The organism is Kaistia algarum (genome assembly GCF_026343945.1).
GTDB classification, from domain to species: Bacteria; Pseudomonadota; Alphaproteobacteria; order Rhizobiales; family Kaistiaceae; genus Kaistia; species Kaistia algarum.
On sequence record NZ_JAPKNJ010000003.1, the window covers coordinates 648357 to 662319 of the forward strand.

Sequence of the window (13963 nt, forward strand, 5' to 3'; positions counted from 1 at the left end):
TCGTGCTGCTCGGGGAGGACACCATGCAAAAAGCACTTGCCGAATTCATCGGTACATTCACGCTCGTATTCTTCGGCTGCGGTGCGGCTGTGATTGCCGGTCCGGTGATTGCCGCCGCCAACACTGTCGGCGTTCTCGGCATCGCCTTCTCCTTTGGCCTGGCGATCGTCGCGATGGCCTATGCGATCGGGCCGATTTCGGGCTGTCACGTCAATCCGGCGGTCAGCCTCGGCGCGCTCATCGCGGGCCGGATGACGGTGGGAGACTTTGTCACCTATGTGATCGCGCAGGTGCTTGGCGCCATCGTCGGCGCTGCCGTGCTGTATCTCATCATGTCCGGCAAGGCCTCGGGTTGGTCCGGCGGCATGGGGACCAACGGCTGGGGAGCGGGCTATCTCGGCGAATACAACACGGTATCGGCGTTCGTGTTCGAACTGGTCGCGACCTTCATTTTCCTCGTGGTCATCCTCGGCGTCACGCACAAGCTGGTGCCGCACCACTTCGCTGGCCTCGCCATCGGCCTGACGCTGACCATGATCCACATTGTTGGCATCAACGTCACGGGCGTGTCCGTCAATCCGGCGCGCAGCATCGGGCCTGCGATCTTTGCGGGCGGCGCGGCCATATCGCAGCTCTGGCTGTTCATCGTGGCGCCGCTTCTGGGCGCAGCGATTGCCGGCTTCGTCTATCGCGCCGGCATCCTCTATGGCGGCGAGACCTGATCGCATCGTTCGCGATGCCAGACATGACGAGCCCGCCGAAAGGCGGGCTCGTTGCGTTTGAAAGCTAGGTCTTGGCGAGTTCCGCCTCGATCGCGGCAACGACCGCCGGATCCTCGGGCACCGTCTTCGGTGCGAAGCGGGCGGCTACCTTGCCGTCGCGGCCAATCAGGAACTTCTCGAAGTTCCAGCTGATGTCTTCGTCACCGGCGAGCGCGTCGTAGAGCGGATGGCGGTCCTCGCCCTTGACCGAGATCTTGGCGAACATCGGGAAATCGACGCCATAGGTCGAGCGGCAGAAATCCTGGATTTCCTCGTTCGTGCCCGGCTCCTGCCCGGCGAAATTATTGGCCGGGAAGCCGATAACGGTGAGGCCGTCGTTCTTGTACTTGGCGTAGAGCGCCTCGAGCCCGTCATATTGCGGCGTCAGCCCGCATTTCGAGGCGACATTGACGACGAGCAGAACCCGCCCGGCATAATCGCCGAGCGAGACTTTCGAGCCGTCGATGCGATCGACGGGGATGTCATAGAGAGGGGAGGGCATGCGGGGCTCCGGTTGCTGTAAGCACTCCTGAACATAAGGCCGCAGCGTTGAAGCTCAAGCCGCTCCCGTTTCGCCGAACACGCGGCGGAAGATCGTGTCGACATGCTTGGTGTGGTAGGCGAGGTCGAACTTCTCTTCGATTTCGGCCTCCGAGAGGGCGGCGCGGACATCCGGGTCGGCCTTGAGCTCGGTGAGGAAGTCGGCGCCCTTCTCCCAGACCTTCATAGCGTTGCGCTGGACGAGCGAATAGGCGTCCTCGCGCGATACGCCCTTCTGCGTCAAGGCGAGCAGGACGCGCTGTGAATGAACCAGGCCGCCGAGTCGGTCGACATTGCGCTTCATCGTCTCGGGATAGATCAGCAGCTTCTCGATGACGCCGGCGAGGCGGCTGAGGGCAAAATCGAGCGTCACCGTTGCGTCGGGTCCGATCATGCGCTCGACCGAGGAATGCGAGATGTCCCGCTCGTGCCAAAGGGCGACATTTTCGAGTGCCGGGACGACCATGCCGCGCACGAGGCGAGCCAGACCGGTCAGATTCTCGGTCAGCACCGGGTTGCGCTTGTGCGGCATCGCCGAGGAGCCTTTCTGGCCGGGCGAAAAATACTCCTCCGCCTCCAGCACCTCGGTCCTTTGCAGATGACGGATTTCAGTTGCCAGACGCTCGATCGACGAGGCCACGACGCCAAGCGTCGCGAAATACATCGCGTGGCGGTCGCGGGGGATCACCTGCGTCGATACGGGCTCGACCTTGAGGCCGAGAGCCGCCGCGACATGCTCCTCCACGGCCGGATCGATATTGGCGAAGGTGCCGACCGCGCCGGAAACGGCGACGGTGCCGATTTCCTCGCGGGCGGCGACGAGCCGGGCCCGGTTGCGGTCGAACTCGGCATAGGCCTGCGCCAGCTTGACGCCGAACGTCGTCGGCTCGGCGTGGATGCCGTGGCTGCGGCCGATCGTGACCGTGTCGCGGTGCTCGAACGCACGGCGCTTCAGCGCAGCGAGCAGGCGGTCGACATCGGCGATCAGCAGATCGGCGGCGCGAACGAGCTGGATATTGAGGCAGGTGTCGAGCACGTCGGACGAGGTCATCCCCTGATGCACAAAGCGCGCATCCTCGCCGACGATCTCGGCAAGGTGGGTCAGGAAGGCGATGACGTCATGCTTGGTGACGGCCTCGATCTCGTCGATCCTCTCGATGTCGAAGCTCGCCTTGCCGCCCTTCTCCCAAACGGTCTTCGCCGCGGAGGCGGGGATCATGCCGATCTTCGCCATCGCGTCGAGCGCATGTGCCTCGATCTCGAACCAGATCCGGAACTTCGTTTCCGGCGACCAGATCGCCGTCATTTCGGGGCGCGAATAGCGCGGGATCATGAGCTTTCCTCATTGCTGCGGCGCCAATGAAGCGGAGCGCCGCGGACGTTACAATTGCGGCGGGGCTAGCCGGGAAGCTGGGCGGTCACGGCAAGGTACCGCCCGTCCGGTCCCTCGAAGCCCTTGGTCAGAACCATGACGATCACGGCCAAGCTCGCCGGCTGGCCGAACGGCTGACGGATGACGACGTCGTGGATGCGATAGTCGAGCGGAACGCCGCGACTCTCGGGAAGCGACTTGTCCTCATGCAGGACGCGGCTCCCTTCCGGCGTGTCGAGGATCAGGCGATAGCCGAAAGTCTTGGCGTCGCCAGCCCAACTGACGGTGGCGGGAAGCGCGATCCGCTCCAGCCGCAGCTTCCAATCCGGATTATCGAGTTGAAGCACCGGCCGACGCTTGAAGATGATTTCGTAAGGTTCGCGCCCGCTCTCGGTGATCGGGTTGGAAGCAAGGAGATCGCCACGCTCGTCGATATTGGCGATCAGCGGCGCTGCTTGCTCCGAGGCTGAACGACAGGCCGTGGCGACGCGCGCGGTCTCGTCGTCGATCCGCTTCCGGACCGGCGAGCCGGGGACCCATGCATCCTTCGCCGTGTCGATCACGAAGATGTTGCAATAGGGGAAGCCGGATCCGTCCTGGACGCCGAATTCCTCGAAGGCGAAGCGCGAGCCGTCCGCGGAGAAGCCGAGAATATCGCGTCCGGCGAAATCGCCGGCCAGCACCGCGCTGCCCGAGGCCACAAGGAGGCAACTCACCAGCAACGCGGTCCATGACGCACGCCTGTGGAAGTGGCTGTCAGGCGAATTGGGTGCCACCACGGATCGCCTCGATGTTCCTCGCATAGGCCTCAGGCCCTCCCTTGAACACGGCCGAACCTGCCACCAGCACATCGGCGCCGGCCCGGACGACGGCTTCGGCCGTATCCGGCGTGATCCCGCCATCGACCTCGATGTGGATCGGCCGGCCTTCGATCAGGAGGCGTACCTGGCGGATCTTCTCGATCGACGCGGGAATGAAGGCCTGACCGCCAAAGCCGGGATTGACGCTCATCACCAAGACGAGATCGATATCGTCCAGCACATAGGAAAGAGCTTCGACGGGCGTCGCTGGATTGATCGCCACACCCGCCTTCTTGCCGAGACCGCGGATCGCCTGCAGCGAACGGTGGAGGTGCGGCCCGGCCTCGGCGTGGACCGTCATCCCGTCGGCGCCCGCTTCGGCGAAAGCCTCCAGGTAAGCATCGGTCGGGGCAATCATCAGATGGACGTCGAAGAACTTGTCGCTGAGCGGACGCAAGGCCGCGATCACCGGTGGACCGAAGGTGATGTTCGGCACAAAATGGCCATCCATGATGTCCAGATGGATCCAATCGGCGCCGGCCGATTCGACGGCCCGCATTTCCTCGCCTAGCCGCGAAAAATCGGAGGCTAGGATCGATGGGGCGATCAGGGGGCTCGGGGCCATGGCCGACGGTCTCCGGCTGCTCGGGACGATTGTTCCGGGCCGTATCATGCCGGCGCTCGAACGGCAATTGCAGTCGTCGGGGCGCGGGGGCAAACTTGCGTTCCGCGACGCTGCGGCGCCCCATGGATGGTTAAGGGTGCTGCATCGTCGTGGCTGTCGTCAACATGAGTAGTCCATGGAAAAGTTCGATACGATCGTGCTCGGCGCCGGTATCGTCGGTGTCTCGGCAGCGATCCATCTCCTGAAGCGCAATCGCTCCGTCCTGCTGGTGGACAAGGCGCCGGCCGGGGAAGGAACCTCCTACGGCAATGCCGGCGTGATCGAGCGCGAGGGCTTTTACCCGATCGTTTTCCCGCGGCAGGTTGGTGAACTCGTCGGTATTGCCCGCAACAACCAGACGCGGCTCCACTATAATCCCCGTTTCCTGCCGAAGGTTGCGTCCTGGCTGTTGCAGCTTCGGGCGGCGTCTTCGGAGGCCGGAATTGCGGCTTATGCCGAGGCGATGAACCCGATCCTGTCCCATGCCGCGGCCGAGCATGGAGCGCTTGCCGGGAAGGGCCGGGCCGTCGAGTTTTATCGCGGCACGGGTTGGCTCCGCGGCTACCGCACCGCGCAGAGCTTTGATGCCGGAACCAAACGGCAGCTGGCGCTCGCCGATCATTTCGGCGTTCGCTATCAGGTGCTCGGCGCCCACGAAATCTCCGATCTCGAACCGGATCTCGCCCCGGTCTTCGAGCGCGCGATCCTGTGGCCCGACTCGGTCTCTGTCTCGAGTCCAGGCGGCGTCACCAAGGCATTCGCCCGTCTGTTCGAGCTGATGGGCGGAACATTCGCGCAAGGGGATGGGCGATCGCTGCGCCGGGAAGGCGATCTTTGGACGGTCGATTATTCGGGCCTGTCGGCGCAGGCGCCAGATGTGGTCGTGGCTATGGGACCGTGGTCGATGGACCTGCTGCGCCCGCTCGGATACCGCTTTCCCTTCGCGGTGAAGCGCGGCTACCATCTTCACTTCAAGCCCCGTGGCGACGCCGCGCTAGACCGTCCCGTCGTCGACGTGGACCATGGCTATGTCCTGACGCCGATGCGTCAGGGTTATCGGATTACCTCCGGTATCGAGTTCGATGATCGCGATGCGCCGCCGACGCCGGTGCAGATCGACCGCATCCTGCCGCAGGCGCGCGCGATCTTCCCGCTTGGCGAGCCGATCGAGCGCGAGCCCTGGATGGGCGCGCGGCCCTGTTTTCCAGATTCGATGCCGATCGTGGGTCCGGCGCCCCGCCATCCCGGCCTGTGGCTCGATTTTGGCCACGGACATTTGGGATTCACCCTCGGACCGGCCACGGGCCGGCTCCTGGCGGAGCTGATCACGCGGGAGATGCCCTTCGTCGATCCGGATCCGTTCCGGGCGACGCGGTTCCGCGGCTGATCACTCAACCTGAACTACGTTGCCGTCCTGCCAGCGGAAGATGGAAAAGGCCGGGATCTGCGCGCTGCCATAGTCGCTGAAGGCGACATTGCCGAGGACTGTTTGGAAGGTGTCCTTCTGGATATGCGCCGCGATGGCGGCGTTGTCCGAAGCACTAGCCCGTGCCGAAGCCCAGATCTCGACACCGGCATAGGCCGGCAGGACGAAGCCGACCGGCTCGATGCCGGACGCGCGGAAGTCGGCGATTGCCTTGGCGGCGCCGGGGACTCGGCGCCAGTCGGTAAAGAACGTGAACAGCGTTCCGTCTGCCCGGTCGCCGGCCAGATCGGTGAACTGCGTCGTGGCGATCGAATCGGGGCCCATGACCACCATCGCCGACTTGGCTGCCCGCAGCGACTTCAAGATGGCGGCGATATCGGCCTGATAGCCGCCGACGAAAACCACATCGATCGCGTCGTCGATCAGCCGGCCGGCCAGGTCGTCATAGTCCTTCGCGCCGCCGTCAAAATTATCCCGGCGCGCCTCGCGGATGCCGGCGTCGCTGAGCGACTTGCGGACGCCCTCGGCGATCGGCTGCGCATAGGGCGATCCATCGTCCAGGATTGCGATCCTGGCCTTGGCGTAGCGTCGCGCCAGGAAACTGCCGGCGACTAGCCCTTGAGCCCGATCGGCGGCGGCGAGGCGGAAGATCGACGGTCCTGCCCGCCGGTCGGTGAAGGAATCGGCCGAGACAGCCGGCGAGATCAGGACGATGCCGCTCTGCGCATAGACCGAGGCAGCGGCCTGCGCGGCTTCGTAGCAGACATGACCGATGACCAGCACGTCACCGCGTCCCGCCGCGCGGTTCGCCGCCGCTGCCGCGTTCTCGGCCTTGCAGGCGTCGTCTTCGACATCGAGCACGACCGTCTCGCCGCCGATGCCGCCCTTCGCATTCAGATCGGCAACCGCCTTCTGGACGCCGTCGCGGACCTGCTTACCCAGTGTCTGGAACTGGCCGGTCAGCGGCGCGATCACCGCGATGCGGATATCCGCCGAGGCCGGAGCGGCGAGGGGGATCGTGATAAGGGGAAGAACGAGGCGTCGGAGCATTGGGGAATCCGCATTCGCTGGAAGCGCGGATCCGATCATGCCCGCCGCGCGGACAAAAGAAAACGCCCGCCCCCCTGTTGGGAGCGGGCGTCGCTGTGATCCTTGGGATCAGAGCTGCTTGTAGTCGAGCTTGCCGTCGGCGCCCTTGATCCAGGAATAGACGACATAGTCGGCCGTCGTGCGGTCGCCCTTGGCGTCGAAGGAGAGCTCGCCGATGACGGTCTTCCACGGGCCGCCGGACTTCACGACTTCGGCGACCTTCTGCGGGTCGGCGGTGCCGGCCTTGGCGATCGCCTGGGCGATGACCTGCACGCCGGCATAGGAGTAGAGCGTGTAGGCTTCCGGCTCGAAGCCGTTGGCACGGAACTTCGCGACGACTTCGGCCGCATCCGGGTTCAGGCGCGGATCCGGGCCGAAGGTCATCAGAGTGCCTTCGGCGGCCGGGCCGGCGATGGCGGCGAATTCACGGTCGGTGATGCCGTCGCCGGAGAAGAGGACCGCCTTCAGGCCCTGCTCGGCGGCCTGGCGAACGATGAGGCCGGCTTCCTGATGCAGGCCGCCATAATAGATGACCTCGACGCCGGCCGACTTCATCTTGGAGATCAGCGACGAGAAGTCCTTGTCGCCGACATTGATGCCTTCGTAGATCACCTCGGTGACGCCGCCGGCATTGGCCGTCTTCTTGGTCTCGTCGGCAAGGCCCTGACCATACGGGGTCTTGTCGTGGATGATGGCGAGCTTCTTGTCCTTCAGATGCTCGATGATGTACTGGCCGGCGACGCCGCCCTGCTGGTCATCACGGCCGCAGGTGCGGAAGGTGTTCCAGAGGCCGCGCTCCGTGAACTTGGGGTTCGTCGAAGCGGGAGAAATCTGGAAGATGCCGTTCTCGGCATAGACTTCCGAAGACGGGATCGACACACCGGAATTGAAGTGGCCGAGCACGTAGGTCACGCCGTCACCAACGAACTTGTTGGCGACCGAGACGCCCTGCTTGGGGTCGGAGACGTCATCGCCGAGCTCGACGACGAACTTGGAGCCATTGACGCCACCGGCGGCATTGATGTCCGCGGCAGCCTGCTCGGCGCCCTTCTGAAGCTGCGCGCCAAAGGCGGCGTTCGGACCGGTAAGCGGGCCGGCAATACCAAGCTTGATGTCATCTGCATGGGCTGCGCCTGCAAATGCCAGTCCCGCTGCAAGCACGAGACCGGTCATCAGGGATTTCTTCATAGATAGTCTCCCGTTATCGCTGGAAGTACGGCCTTATCGGCCTGTCGGCGGATGGTAGGCACGCCTTATCGAACATCTTGCCGATTTTATCGTGTCTGTCATCCGGATTCACGATTGTGACTGTAACGATCCTGTTGTCTTGCCGTTAAGCTTACTTTGCACGCCAGGAAAGAACTCCCGACTTGTCGTAGAGCCAATAATATTGCGAGACCATCTGGTTGGCCAAGGTGTAACGATAGGCTGCCGAACCGACCACCAGGAGAACGACGAGGTCGACGAGCCAATAGTGCAGGGAGAGCAGCGTGCCCCCGAAAAGCGCGAAATCGATGAAGCGGACACCGAAGGAGAGGATCGCCACATAGGCGATGACCGGAGCGAAAGGTCGCCAGGTGAGCGCACAGGCGCGCCCCGCCATCCACGCTCCGGCGGCCGCAAGCATTTTGAAGACCAGGAGACCGATCGAGAAATTCTCAAACAGGATATTCATCGTCGTCCCTCCCAATATTCCATGCCCGCGCGAGAGGATTTGCCTGTCCGGGGCATCAATGTGCGCCGCCTTCGAGATAGGCAGCCCGGATCTCCGGTTTCTCCAGCAGTTCCTTGCCAAGGCCCGACATCGTCACCGAGCCGTTGACCAGAACATAGCCGCGATGGGCGAGCTTGAGCGCGTGATAGGCGTTCTGCTCGACCAGGAACACGGTCAGCCCCTCCGTCCGATTCAGATCCTTGATGACGTCGAAGATCTGCTTGACGATCAGCGGAGCGAGGCCGAGCGAGGGCTCGTCCAGCATCAGGAGTTTCGGGCGTGCCATCAGCGCGCGGGCGATGGCGAGCATCTGCTGCTCGCCGCCCGAAAGCGTGCCGCCGCGCTGGCCGACGCGTTCTTTCAGGCGCGGGAACAGCGTGAACATGCGTTCCACGTCCGTATCGAAATGCGCCAGGTTGTCGATCGCGGCGCCCATCTGCAGATTTTCAAGCACGGTCATGCGCGGGAAGATGCGCCGGCCCTCCGGCGATTGCGCAATACGCAGGCGCGCGATCTCATGCGTCGGCATGTTCGTGATGTCGCGGCCTTCGAAAAGGATCTGCCCCTCTCGGGCTCGTGGATTGCCACAGATCGTCATCATCAGCGTCGACTTACCGGCGCCATTGGCACCGATCAGCGTCACGATCTCACCCTGGTTGACTTCGATGTCCACGCCCTTCAGCGCGATGATCTTGCCATAGAATGTCTTGGCGCCGCGAACCTGCAGCAGCGGCGTTCCGGTCGGGGCGCTCATCCGGCGGACTCCTCGGCGATTTCCTGCAATTCCTCCTCGACCTTTTCGACCTCGGAATCGTCGACTCCGAGATAGGCCGCGATGACGCGGGGATCGTTGCGCACCTCGGACGGCGTCCCATCGGAGATCTTGGTGCCATATTCGAGCACCACAACGTGGTCGGAGATTTCCATCACCACAGACATGTCGTGCTCGATGAGCAGGATCGACGTCTTCTCGGTTTCGCGAATTCCGAGCAGCAATGTGTTGAGTTCGGCGGATTCACGCGGATTGAGGCCCGCCGCCGGCTCGTCGAGGCAGAGCAATTCAGGGCCCGTGCACATGGCGCGCGCGATCTCGAGCCGCCGCTGGGCACCATAGGGCAGTTCGCCCGCCGAATCGTCGGCACGGGCTGTCAGTCCGGTACGGTCGAGCCAATATTTGGCGCGCTCCACAGCGGCCTTCTCGGCCCGCTTGTAGCCGGGAAGGCCGAGCACGCCGAGAAGGGTCATGCCCGAGGCGATCATCAGTTTGTTGTGCTGGGCGACGAGCAGGTTTTCCAGCAGCGTCATGCCCGAGAACAGCCGGATGTTCTGGAACGTTCGCGCGACCTTCGCCTTGGCCGAAATACGGAAATCCGCCATCCGTTCCAGCAGGAAGCTGTCGCCGCTGGCGTGCTTCAGCAAGAGCATGCCCTGCGTCGGCTTGTAGAAGCCGGTGATGCAGTTGAAGACGGTCGTCTTGCCGGCGCCGTTCGGTCCGATCAGCGCCGTGATGTCCCCGCGGCCGACCGAGAATGACAGGTCATTGACCGCCACGAGGCCGCCGAATCGCATCGATACATGCTCGACGGTGAGCACTGGATCGGCGGCCCAAGGCGCCGAGGAGGGTTCGGGAGAAGTGGAGAGGGCAGTGGCCATCAGCCGTGGCCCTCCTTCACCATCGAACTCGATATCGATTTTCGCTCGGTGAGGAAGATCGTCGGCTCACGCGCACCGACGAAGCCGCGTGGCTTCCAGATCATGATCAGCACCATGGCCAGACCGAAGAACAGCATGCGGAACTGGTCGGGATCGAAATTGTCGCCGAAGACGGCCTTCAGGAAATCGAGCTCGCGCAACAATTCCGTGCCGCCGATCATGGCGACCGCCGCGAGGGCGACGCCAATCATCGATCCCATGCCACCGAGGACGACGATCGCAACGATGACCGCCGACTCCATGAAGACGAAGGATTCAGGGCTGACGAACCCCTGGCGCGCGGCGAAGAACGAGCCGGCAAATCCGCCGAACATGGCGCCGAGCGCGAAGGCGGTGAGCTTCGTATTGGTGGTGTTGATGCCGAGCGAGCGGCAGGCGATCTCGTCCTCGCGAAGAGCTTCCCAGGCCCGGCCGACGGGCAGCTTGCGCAGTCGCAGCGTGACGAAGGCGGTGAGCAGTGCGAGCAGCAGGATCAGATAATAGAGGAATATCTTGTAGTAGGCCGACGACATCGGCAGGTCGAACATCTTGGCGAAGCCGTCGGGCGAGGCGTCGAAGCGAATGCCGAACAAGGTGATCTTCGGAATCGAGCTGATGCCCGAGGAACCGTTGGTGAGTTCCCGGAAGTTGATCAGGACGAGGCGAATGATCTCGCCGAAGGCCAGCGTGACGATGGCCAGATAGTCGCCCCTCAGGCGCAACACCGGGAAGCCCAGCATGATGCCCCAGAGCGCGGCGAGGATGCCGGCCATCGGCAGCAGGATCCAGAACGACAGGCCGAAATGGGTCGAGAGCAGGGCGTAGGAATAAGCGCCGACCGCGTAGAAGGCGACATAGCCAAGGTCGAGCAAACCCGCGAGGCCGACAACGATATTGAGGCCCCAGCCGAGCATCACATAGATGAGGATCTGGATGCCGAAATTGTCGACCCATTTCAGCGAGCCCTGAAAGCCGAGAAGGCTCACGATGATCGCCGGATAAAGGAAGAGGAAGACGAGCGAGACGCTCGGAAACCATTTCGCGAAACTGGCTTTCCGCGCGGTCTGTCCGGCGGTTGGGGCCGGCTTGTCCCGCAGCTTGCGCGTGGCAAGCGTCGGCCAGATCACCGTGGTAAGCAGGAAGCGGCCAACGACCACGATCCCGACGATGATGGCGACGAGCCCCCACCGGGTGTTGAGGACCAACTCGTTTCGCATGTTCTGCTCGGTCTTCAGGCCAACGAGCGGCCCGAAAATACCGAGGGCGATCACGCCCGACAGAATAGCGTCCTTGACGGCGGCGGCAGGGTTCATGCCAGCCGACGCGTTTCCTTTCTGAACGGCCATCGTCACACCTTCTCGACTTCGGGTCGCCCGAGCAGGCCTTGCGGCATGAAGATGAGCACGATCGCCAGAATGGAGAACGAGGCGACGTCCTTGTAATCCATCGAGAAATAGCCGGACCAGAACGTCTCGATCAGCCCGATCAGCAGGCCGCCGAGCACCGCGCCGGGGAGCGACCCGATGCCGCCGAGAACCGCGGCCGTGAAGGCCTTCACGCCAGGCGTGAAGCCGTCGGAGAAGTTGACGACGCCATAATAGGTGAGGAACAGCGTGCCGGCGACCGCGGCCAGCGCCGCGCCCATCACGAAGGTCAGCGAGATCGTGCGGTCGACGTTGATGCCGAGCAGGGCGGCCATCTTGCGATCCTGCTCGCAGGCGCGCTGTGCGCGGCCGAGCGATGTCTTCTGGACGAGATACCAGAAGGCGGCCAGCAGCACCGCGGTCACGACCCAGATCAGGATCTGCTTGTAGGAGATCGTCGCGGCAAAGCCGTTGCGATCCATCAGGGTGATCGTGCCGGACAGCACCGGTGGCATCGGCTTGTTGCGCGGCCCCTGCGCGATCTGGATGAAGTTGGAGAGCACGATCGACATGCCGATCGCGGAGATCAGTGGCGCCAGGCGGAACGAGCCGCGCAGCGGTCGATAGGCGACACGCTCAATGGCCCAGCTCAACAGGCTCGTCAGAACCATCGCGATCACCAGCACGATGATCAGGCTGAGAATGATCGACGAAATGCCCAGGACGGTGGTCAACAGCAGGAAAAATATCATTGCGATGAAGGCCGACACCATGAAAACGTCGCCGTGAGCGAAGTTCACCATTCCGATGATGCCGAATACCATCGTGTAGCCAATGGCGATCAAGCCGTAAATCGACCCGAGCGTAATGCCATTGACCAATTGCTGTAGGAATACTTCCATATGCAGAGGTCCCCGGTGCAGCCATCTTATTTCTTTTCGGAGGTCCGTGCGTGAGCCAGCCTCTCGTTGTTCCTTTGGCTTAGCAATTCGGCAGGCACAAAACAACAGCAGTTGGTCGTACGAATCGGTTCAACGGGCTTTCAAGCAAACATCATAGGATTAGCGTCGACGGCCGGGTTCTCCCTGCAGAATGCCGTGTTGGAGCGGACCAAGCGAGAAGAGTCGCTTCGGAGATCGAGTCCGGAACGGCTCATAAAGTGCTGGAAATGATAGGATATATGCCGGCCTCAGGCCGCGGCTTTCGTCTCGTTGGCGCGCGGATCAAGGGCGATGGCTTCCGGGGTCGCGCTCCGCAGTGGCGGGATCGACTGGAACGCGTCGCGTGGTACTTCGCGGGTTGGCGGCCGGCGCGTCAATCGGAAAGCCGTGTAGCCGATCAGCACGACATGCACGATCCCGCAGAAGGTGAAGAGGCCTTGCGGACTGAGCCATTCCATGGCGAAAGCGCCGATGATGGGCCCGATCATCGTGCCAATGCCGGAGAGCAGTAGCAGGCCGCTGGCGATCTTCACGAAATCGTCCGGCGCGGCGTAGTCATTGGCATGGGCCACGGCCAGGCCATACATCGGATAGACCATCCCGCCGAACAGCGTCACGAGGCCGATCACGACCCAGGAATTGGTGGGCGCGAGCAGGGAGATGGCGACGCTGACGACGATGGCGGCGGCGGCGACCCCGATCAGGACGTAGCGGCGGTCGAAGCGGTCCGACAGGCGGCCGAGCGGTACCTGCGTGATCGCGCCGCCGAGAACCGCGCCGCTCATGACCAGGGCGATCGCCTGCGTCGGCAGTCCGATCTTCTGGGCATAGACCGCCCCCAGCGTTCCGAAAGCGCCGTTCACCATGCCCACCAGGAAGCAGGCGACGCCGGCGACCGGCGAGTTGGCGAAGATCACCCGAAGATCCAGCTTGGTTGCCTTGAGCGGGCGCGGGGTCTGTGCGGTCGAGAGTGCCGAGGGCAGGATGGCGAGCGAATAGAAGATCGCGCCGAGGACGAAGAAGAAATAGCCTTCGGTCGGCGCGGTCGCGATCAGGAGCTGGCCGGCGGTCGAGGCACCGAAATTCACCATCTGGTAGATCGAAAAGATCGTGCCGCGGTTCTCGCGTGTCGCGCGCTCGTTGAGCCAGCTCTCGACGATCATGGCTGCGCCGGCGAAGCAGAAGCCCGAAAAGGCTCTGAGCCCGATCCAGGCCCAGGGCGATACGAACAGTAAATTCAGGAGGATCGCGACGCTGGCGATCGACGCCATGACGCCGTAAGCGCGCACATGCCCGACGCGGCGGACGATCTTCGGCACGATCAGGCAGCCAAGGACAAAACCGACCGCCCATCCCGTGCCGATCAGGCCGAGTTCGGTGGTGGTAAATCCCTCGATCGATCCACGTATCGGCAGCAATAATCCGTGAATACCGCCGGCGACGAGAAGCAGGGCCGATCCCAGAAGGAGAGCGGCAATGGGAAATAGCTGTAGAGCCATGATGTGTGGAGCGCCGGAGGGCGAGACGTTGAAATTGCCGCTTCCGTTCTTCTCCGTTTGCGCCATGTCGAAAAGATGGCACTGCGAGAAAAATTGTACTG

14 protein-coding genes are annotated in these 13963 nt (G+C 63.2%); 2 read left to right on the forward strand and 12 right to left on the reverse strand.

Translation table 11 applies throughout. The features are described 5' to 3' along the window. Positions 1-23: 23 nt before the first annotated feature. A complete protein-coding gene (locus OSH05_RS21320) occupies positions 24-722 on the forward strand; it encodes an MIP family channel protein (RefSeq protein ID WP_104220865.1) in 699 nt (232 codons plus the stop codon). Positions 723-786: 64 nt separating this feature from the next. Here the strand turns inward: OSH05_RS21320 and OSH05_RS21325 are convergent, their stop codons facing one another. From OSH05_RS21325 to rpe, 4 genes are all read right to left on the reverse strand, one after another. Beyond that, the gene (locus OSH05_RS21325) at positions 787-1263 is read right to left on the reverse strand and encodes a glutathione peroxidase (RefSeq protein ID WP_104220866.1); all 477 of its coding nucleotides are present in this window, start codon (positions 1261-1263) and stop codon (positions 787-789) included. A gap of 54 nt (positions 1264-1317) precedes the next feature. Then, positions 1318-2634 (reverse strand): adenylosuccinate lyase, encoded by a 1317-nt coding sequence (purB, locus tag OSH05_RS21330; RefSeq protein ID WP_104220867.1) that lies wholly within the window; start codon positions 2632-2634, stop codon positions 1318-1320. Positions 2635-2699: 65 nt separating this feature from the next. Continuing rightward, positions 2700-3389 (reverse strand): DUF2259 domain-containing protein, encoded by a 690-nt coding sequence (locus OSH05_RS21335; RefSeq protein WP_266352917.1) that lies wholly within the window; start codon positions 3387-3389, stop codon positions 2700-2702. A gap of 40 nt (positions 3390-3429) precedes the next feature. Beyond that, positions 3430-4098 carry a ribulose-phosphate 3-epimerase gene (rpe, locus tag OSH05_RS21340; RefSeq protein WP_104220869.1) on the reverse strand — a complete coding sequence of 223 codons (669 nt, stop codon included), beginning with the start codon at positions 4096-4098 and terminating at the stop codon, positions 3430-3432. Between the two features lie 175 nt (positions 4099-4273). Between rpe and OSH05_RS21345 the strand changes: the two genes are divergently transcribed. Next, positions 4274-5524, forward strand: coding sequence for an NAD(P)/FAD-dependent oxidoreductase (locus OSH05_RS21345; RefSeq protein WP_104220870.1), 1251 nt, complete (start codon positions 4274-4276; stop codon positions 5522-5524). Here the strand turns inward: OSH05_RS21345 and OSH05_RS21350 are convergent, their stop codons facing one another. The 8 genes from OSH05_RS21350 to OSH05_RS21385 form a co-directional block, all read right to left on the reverse strand. After that, positions 5525-6613 (reverse strand): branched-chain amino acid ABC transporter substrate-binding protein, encoded by a 1089-nt coding sequence (locus tag OSH05_RS21350; RefSeq protein WP_165801700.1) that lies wholly within the window; start codon positions 6611-6613, stop codon positions 5525-5527. It lies immediately after the preceding gene. A gap of 108 nt (positions 6614-6721) precedes the next feature. Beyond that, positions 6722-7840: a branched-chain amino acid ABC transporter substrate-binding protein gene (locus OSH05_RS21355; RefSeq protein WP_104220872.1), complete on the reverse strand. Its 1119-nt coding sequence runs from the start codon at positions 7838-7840 to the stop codon at positions 6722-6724. A gap of 151 nt (positions 7841-7991) precedes the next feature. Further along, a complete protein-coding gene (locus OSH05_RS21360) occupies positions 7992-8327 on the reverse strand; it encodes a DUF6867 family protein (protein ID WP_104220873.1) in 336 nt (111 codons plus the stop codon). 55 nt (positions 8328-8382) lie between these two features. Then, the gene (locus tag OSH05_RS21365) at positions 8383-9120 is read right to left on the reverse strand and encodes an ABC transporter ATP-binding protein (RefSeq protein ID WP_104220874.1); all 738 of its coding nucleotides are present in this window, start codon (positions 9118-9120) and stop codon (positions 8383-8385) included. Next, positions 9117-10019, reverse strand: coding sequence for an ABC transporter ATP-binding protein (locus tag OSH05_RS21370; protein ID WP_104220875.1), 903 nt, complete (start codon positions 10017-10019; stop codon positions 9117-9119). Before OSH05_RS21370 ends, OSH05_RS21365 begins: the two co-directional genes overlap by 4 nt. Further along, the gene (gene livM, locus OSH05_RS21375) at positions 10019-11404 is read right to left on the reverse strand and encodes a high-affinity branched-chain amino acid ABC transporter permease LivM (RefSeq protein WP_104220876.1); all 1386 of its coding nucleotides are present in this window, start codon (positions 11402-11404) and stop codon (positions 10019-10021) included. Before livM ends, OSH05_RS21370 begins: the two co-directional genes overlap by 1 nt. A gap of 2 nt (positions 11405-11406) precedes the next feature. Then, entirely contained in the window at positions 11407-12324 is a 918-nt protein-coding gene (locus tag OSH05_RS21380; RefSeq protein WP_104220877.1) for an ABC transporter permease subunit, read from the reverse strand. 287 nt (positions 12325-12611) lie between these two features. Next, positions 12612-13928, reverse strand: coding sequence for an MFS transporter (locus OSH05_RS21385; RefSeq protein WP_323181479.1), 1317 nt, complete (start codon positions 13926-13928; stop codon positions 12612-12614). Between the last annotated feature and the right edge of the window lie 35 nt (positions 13929-13963).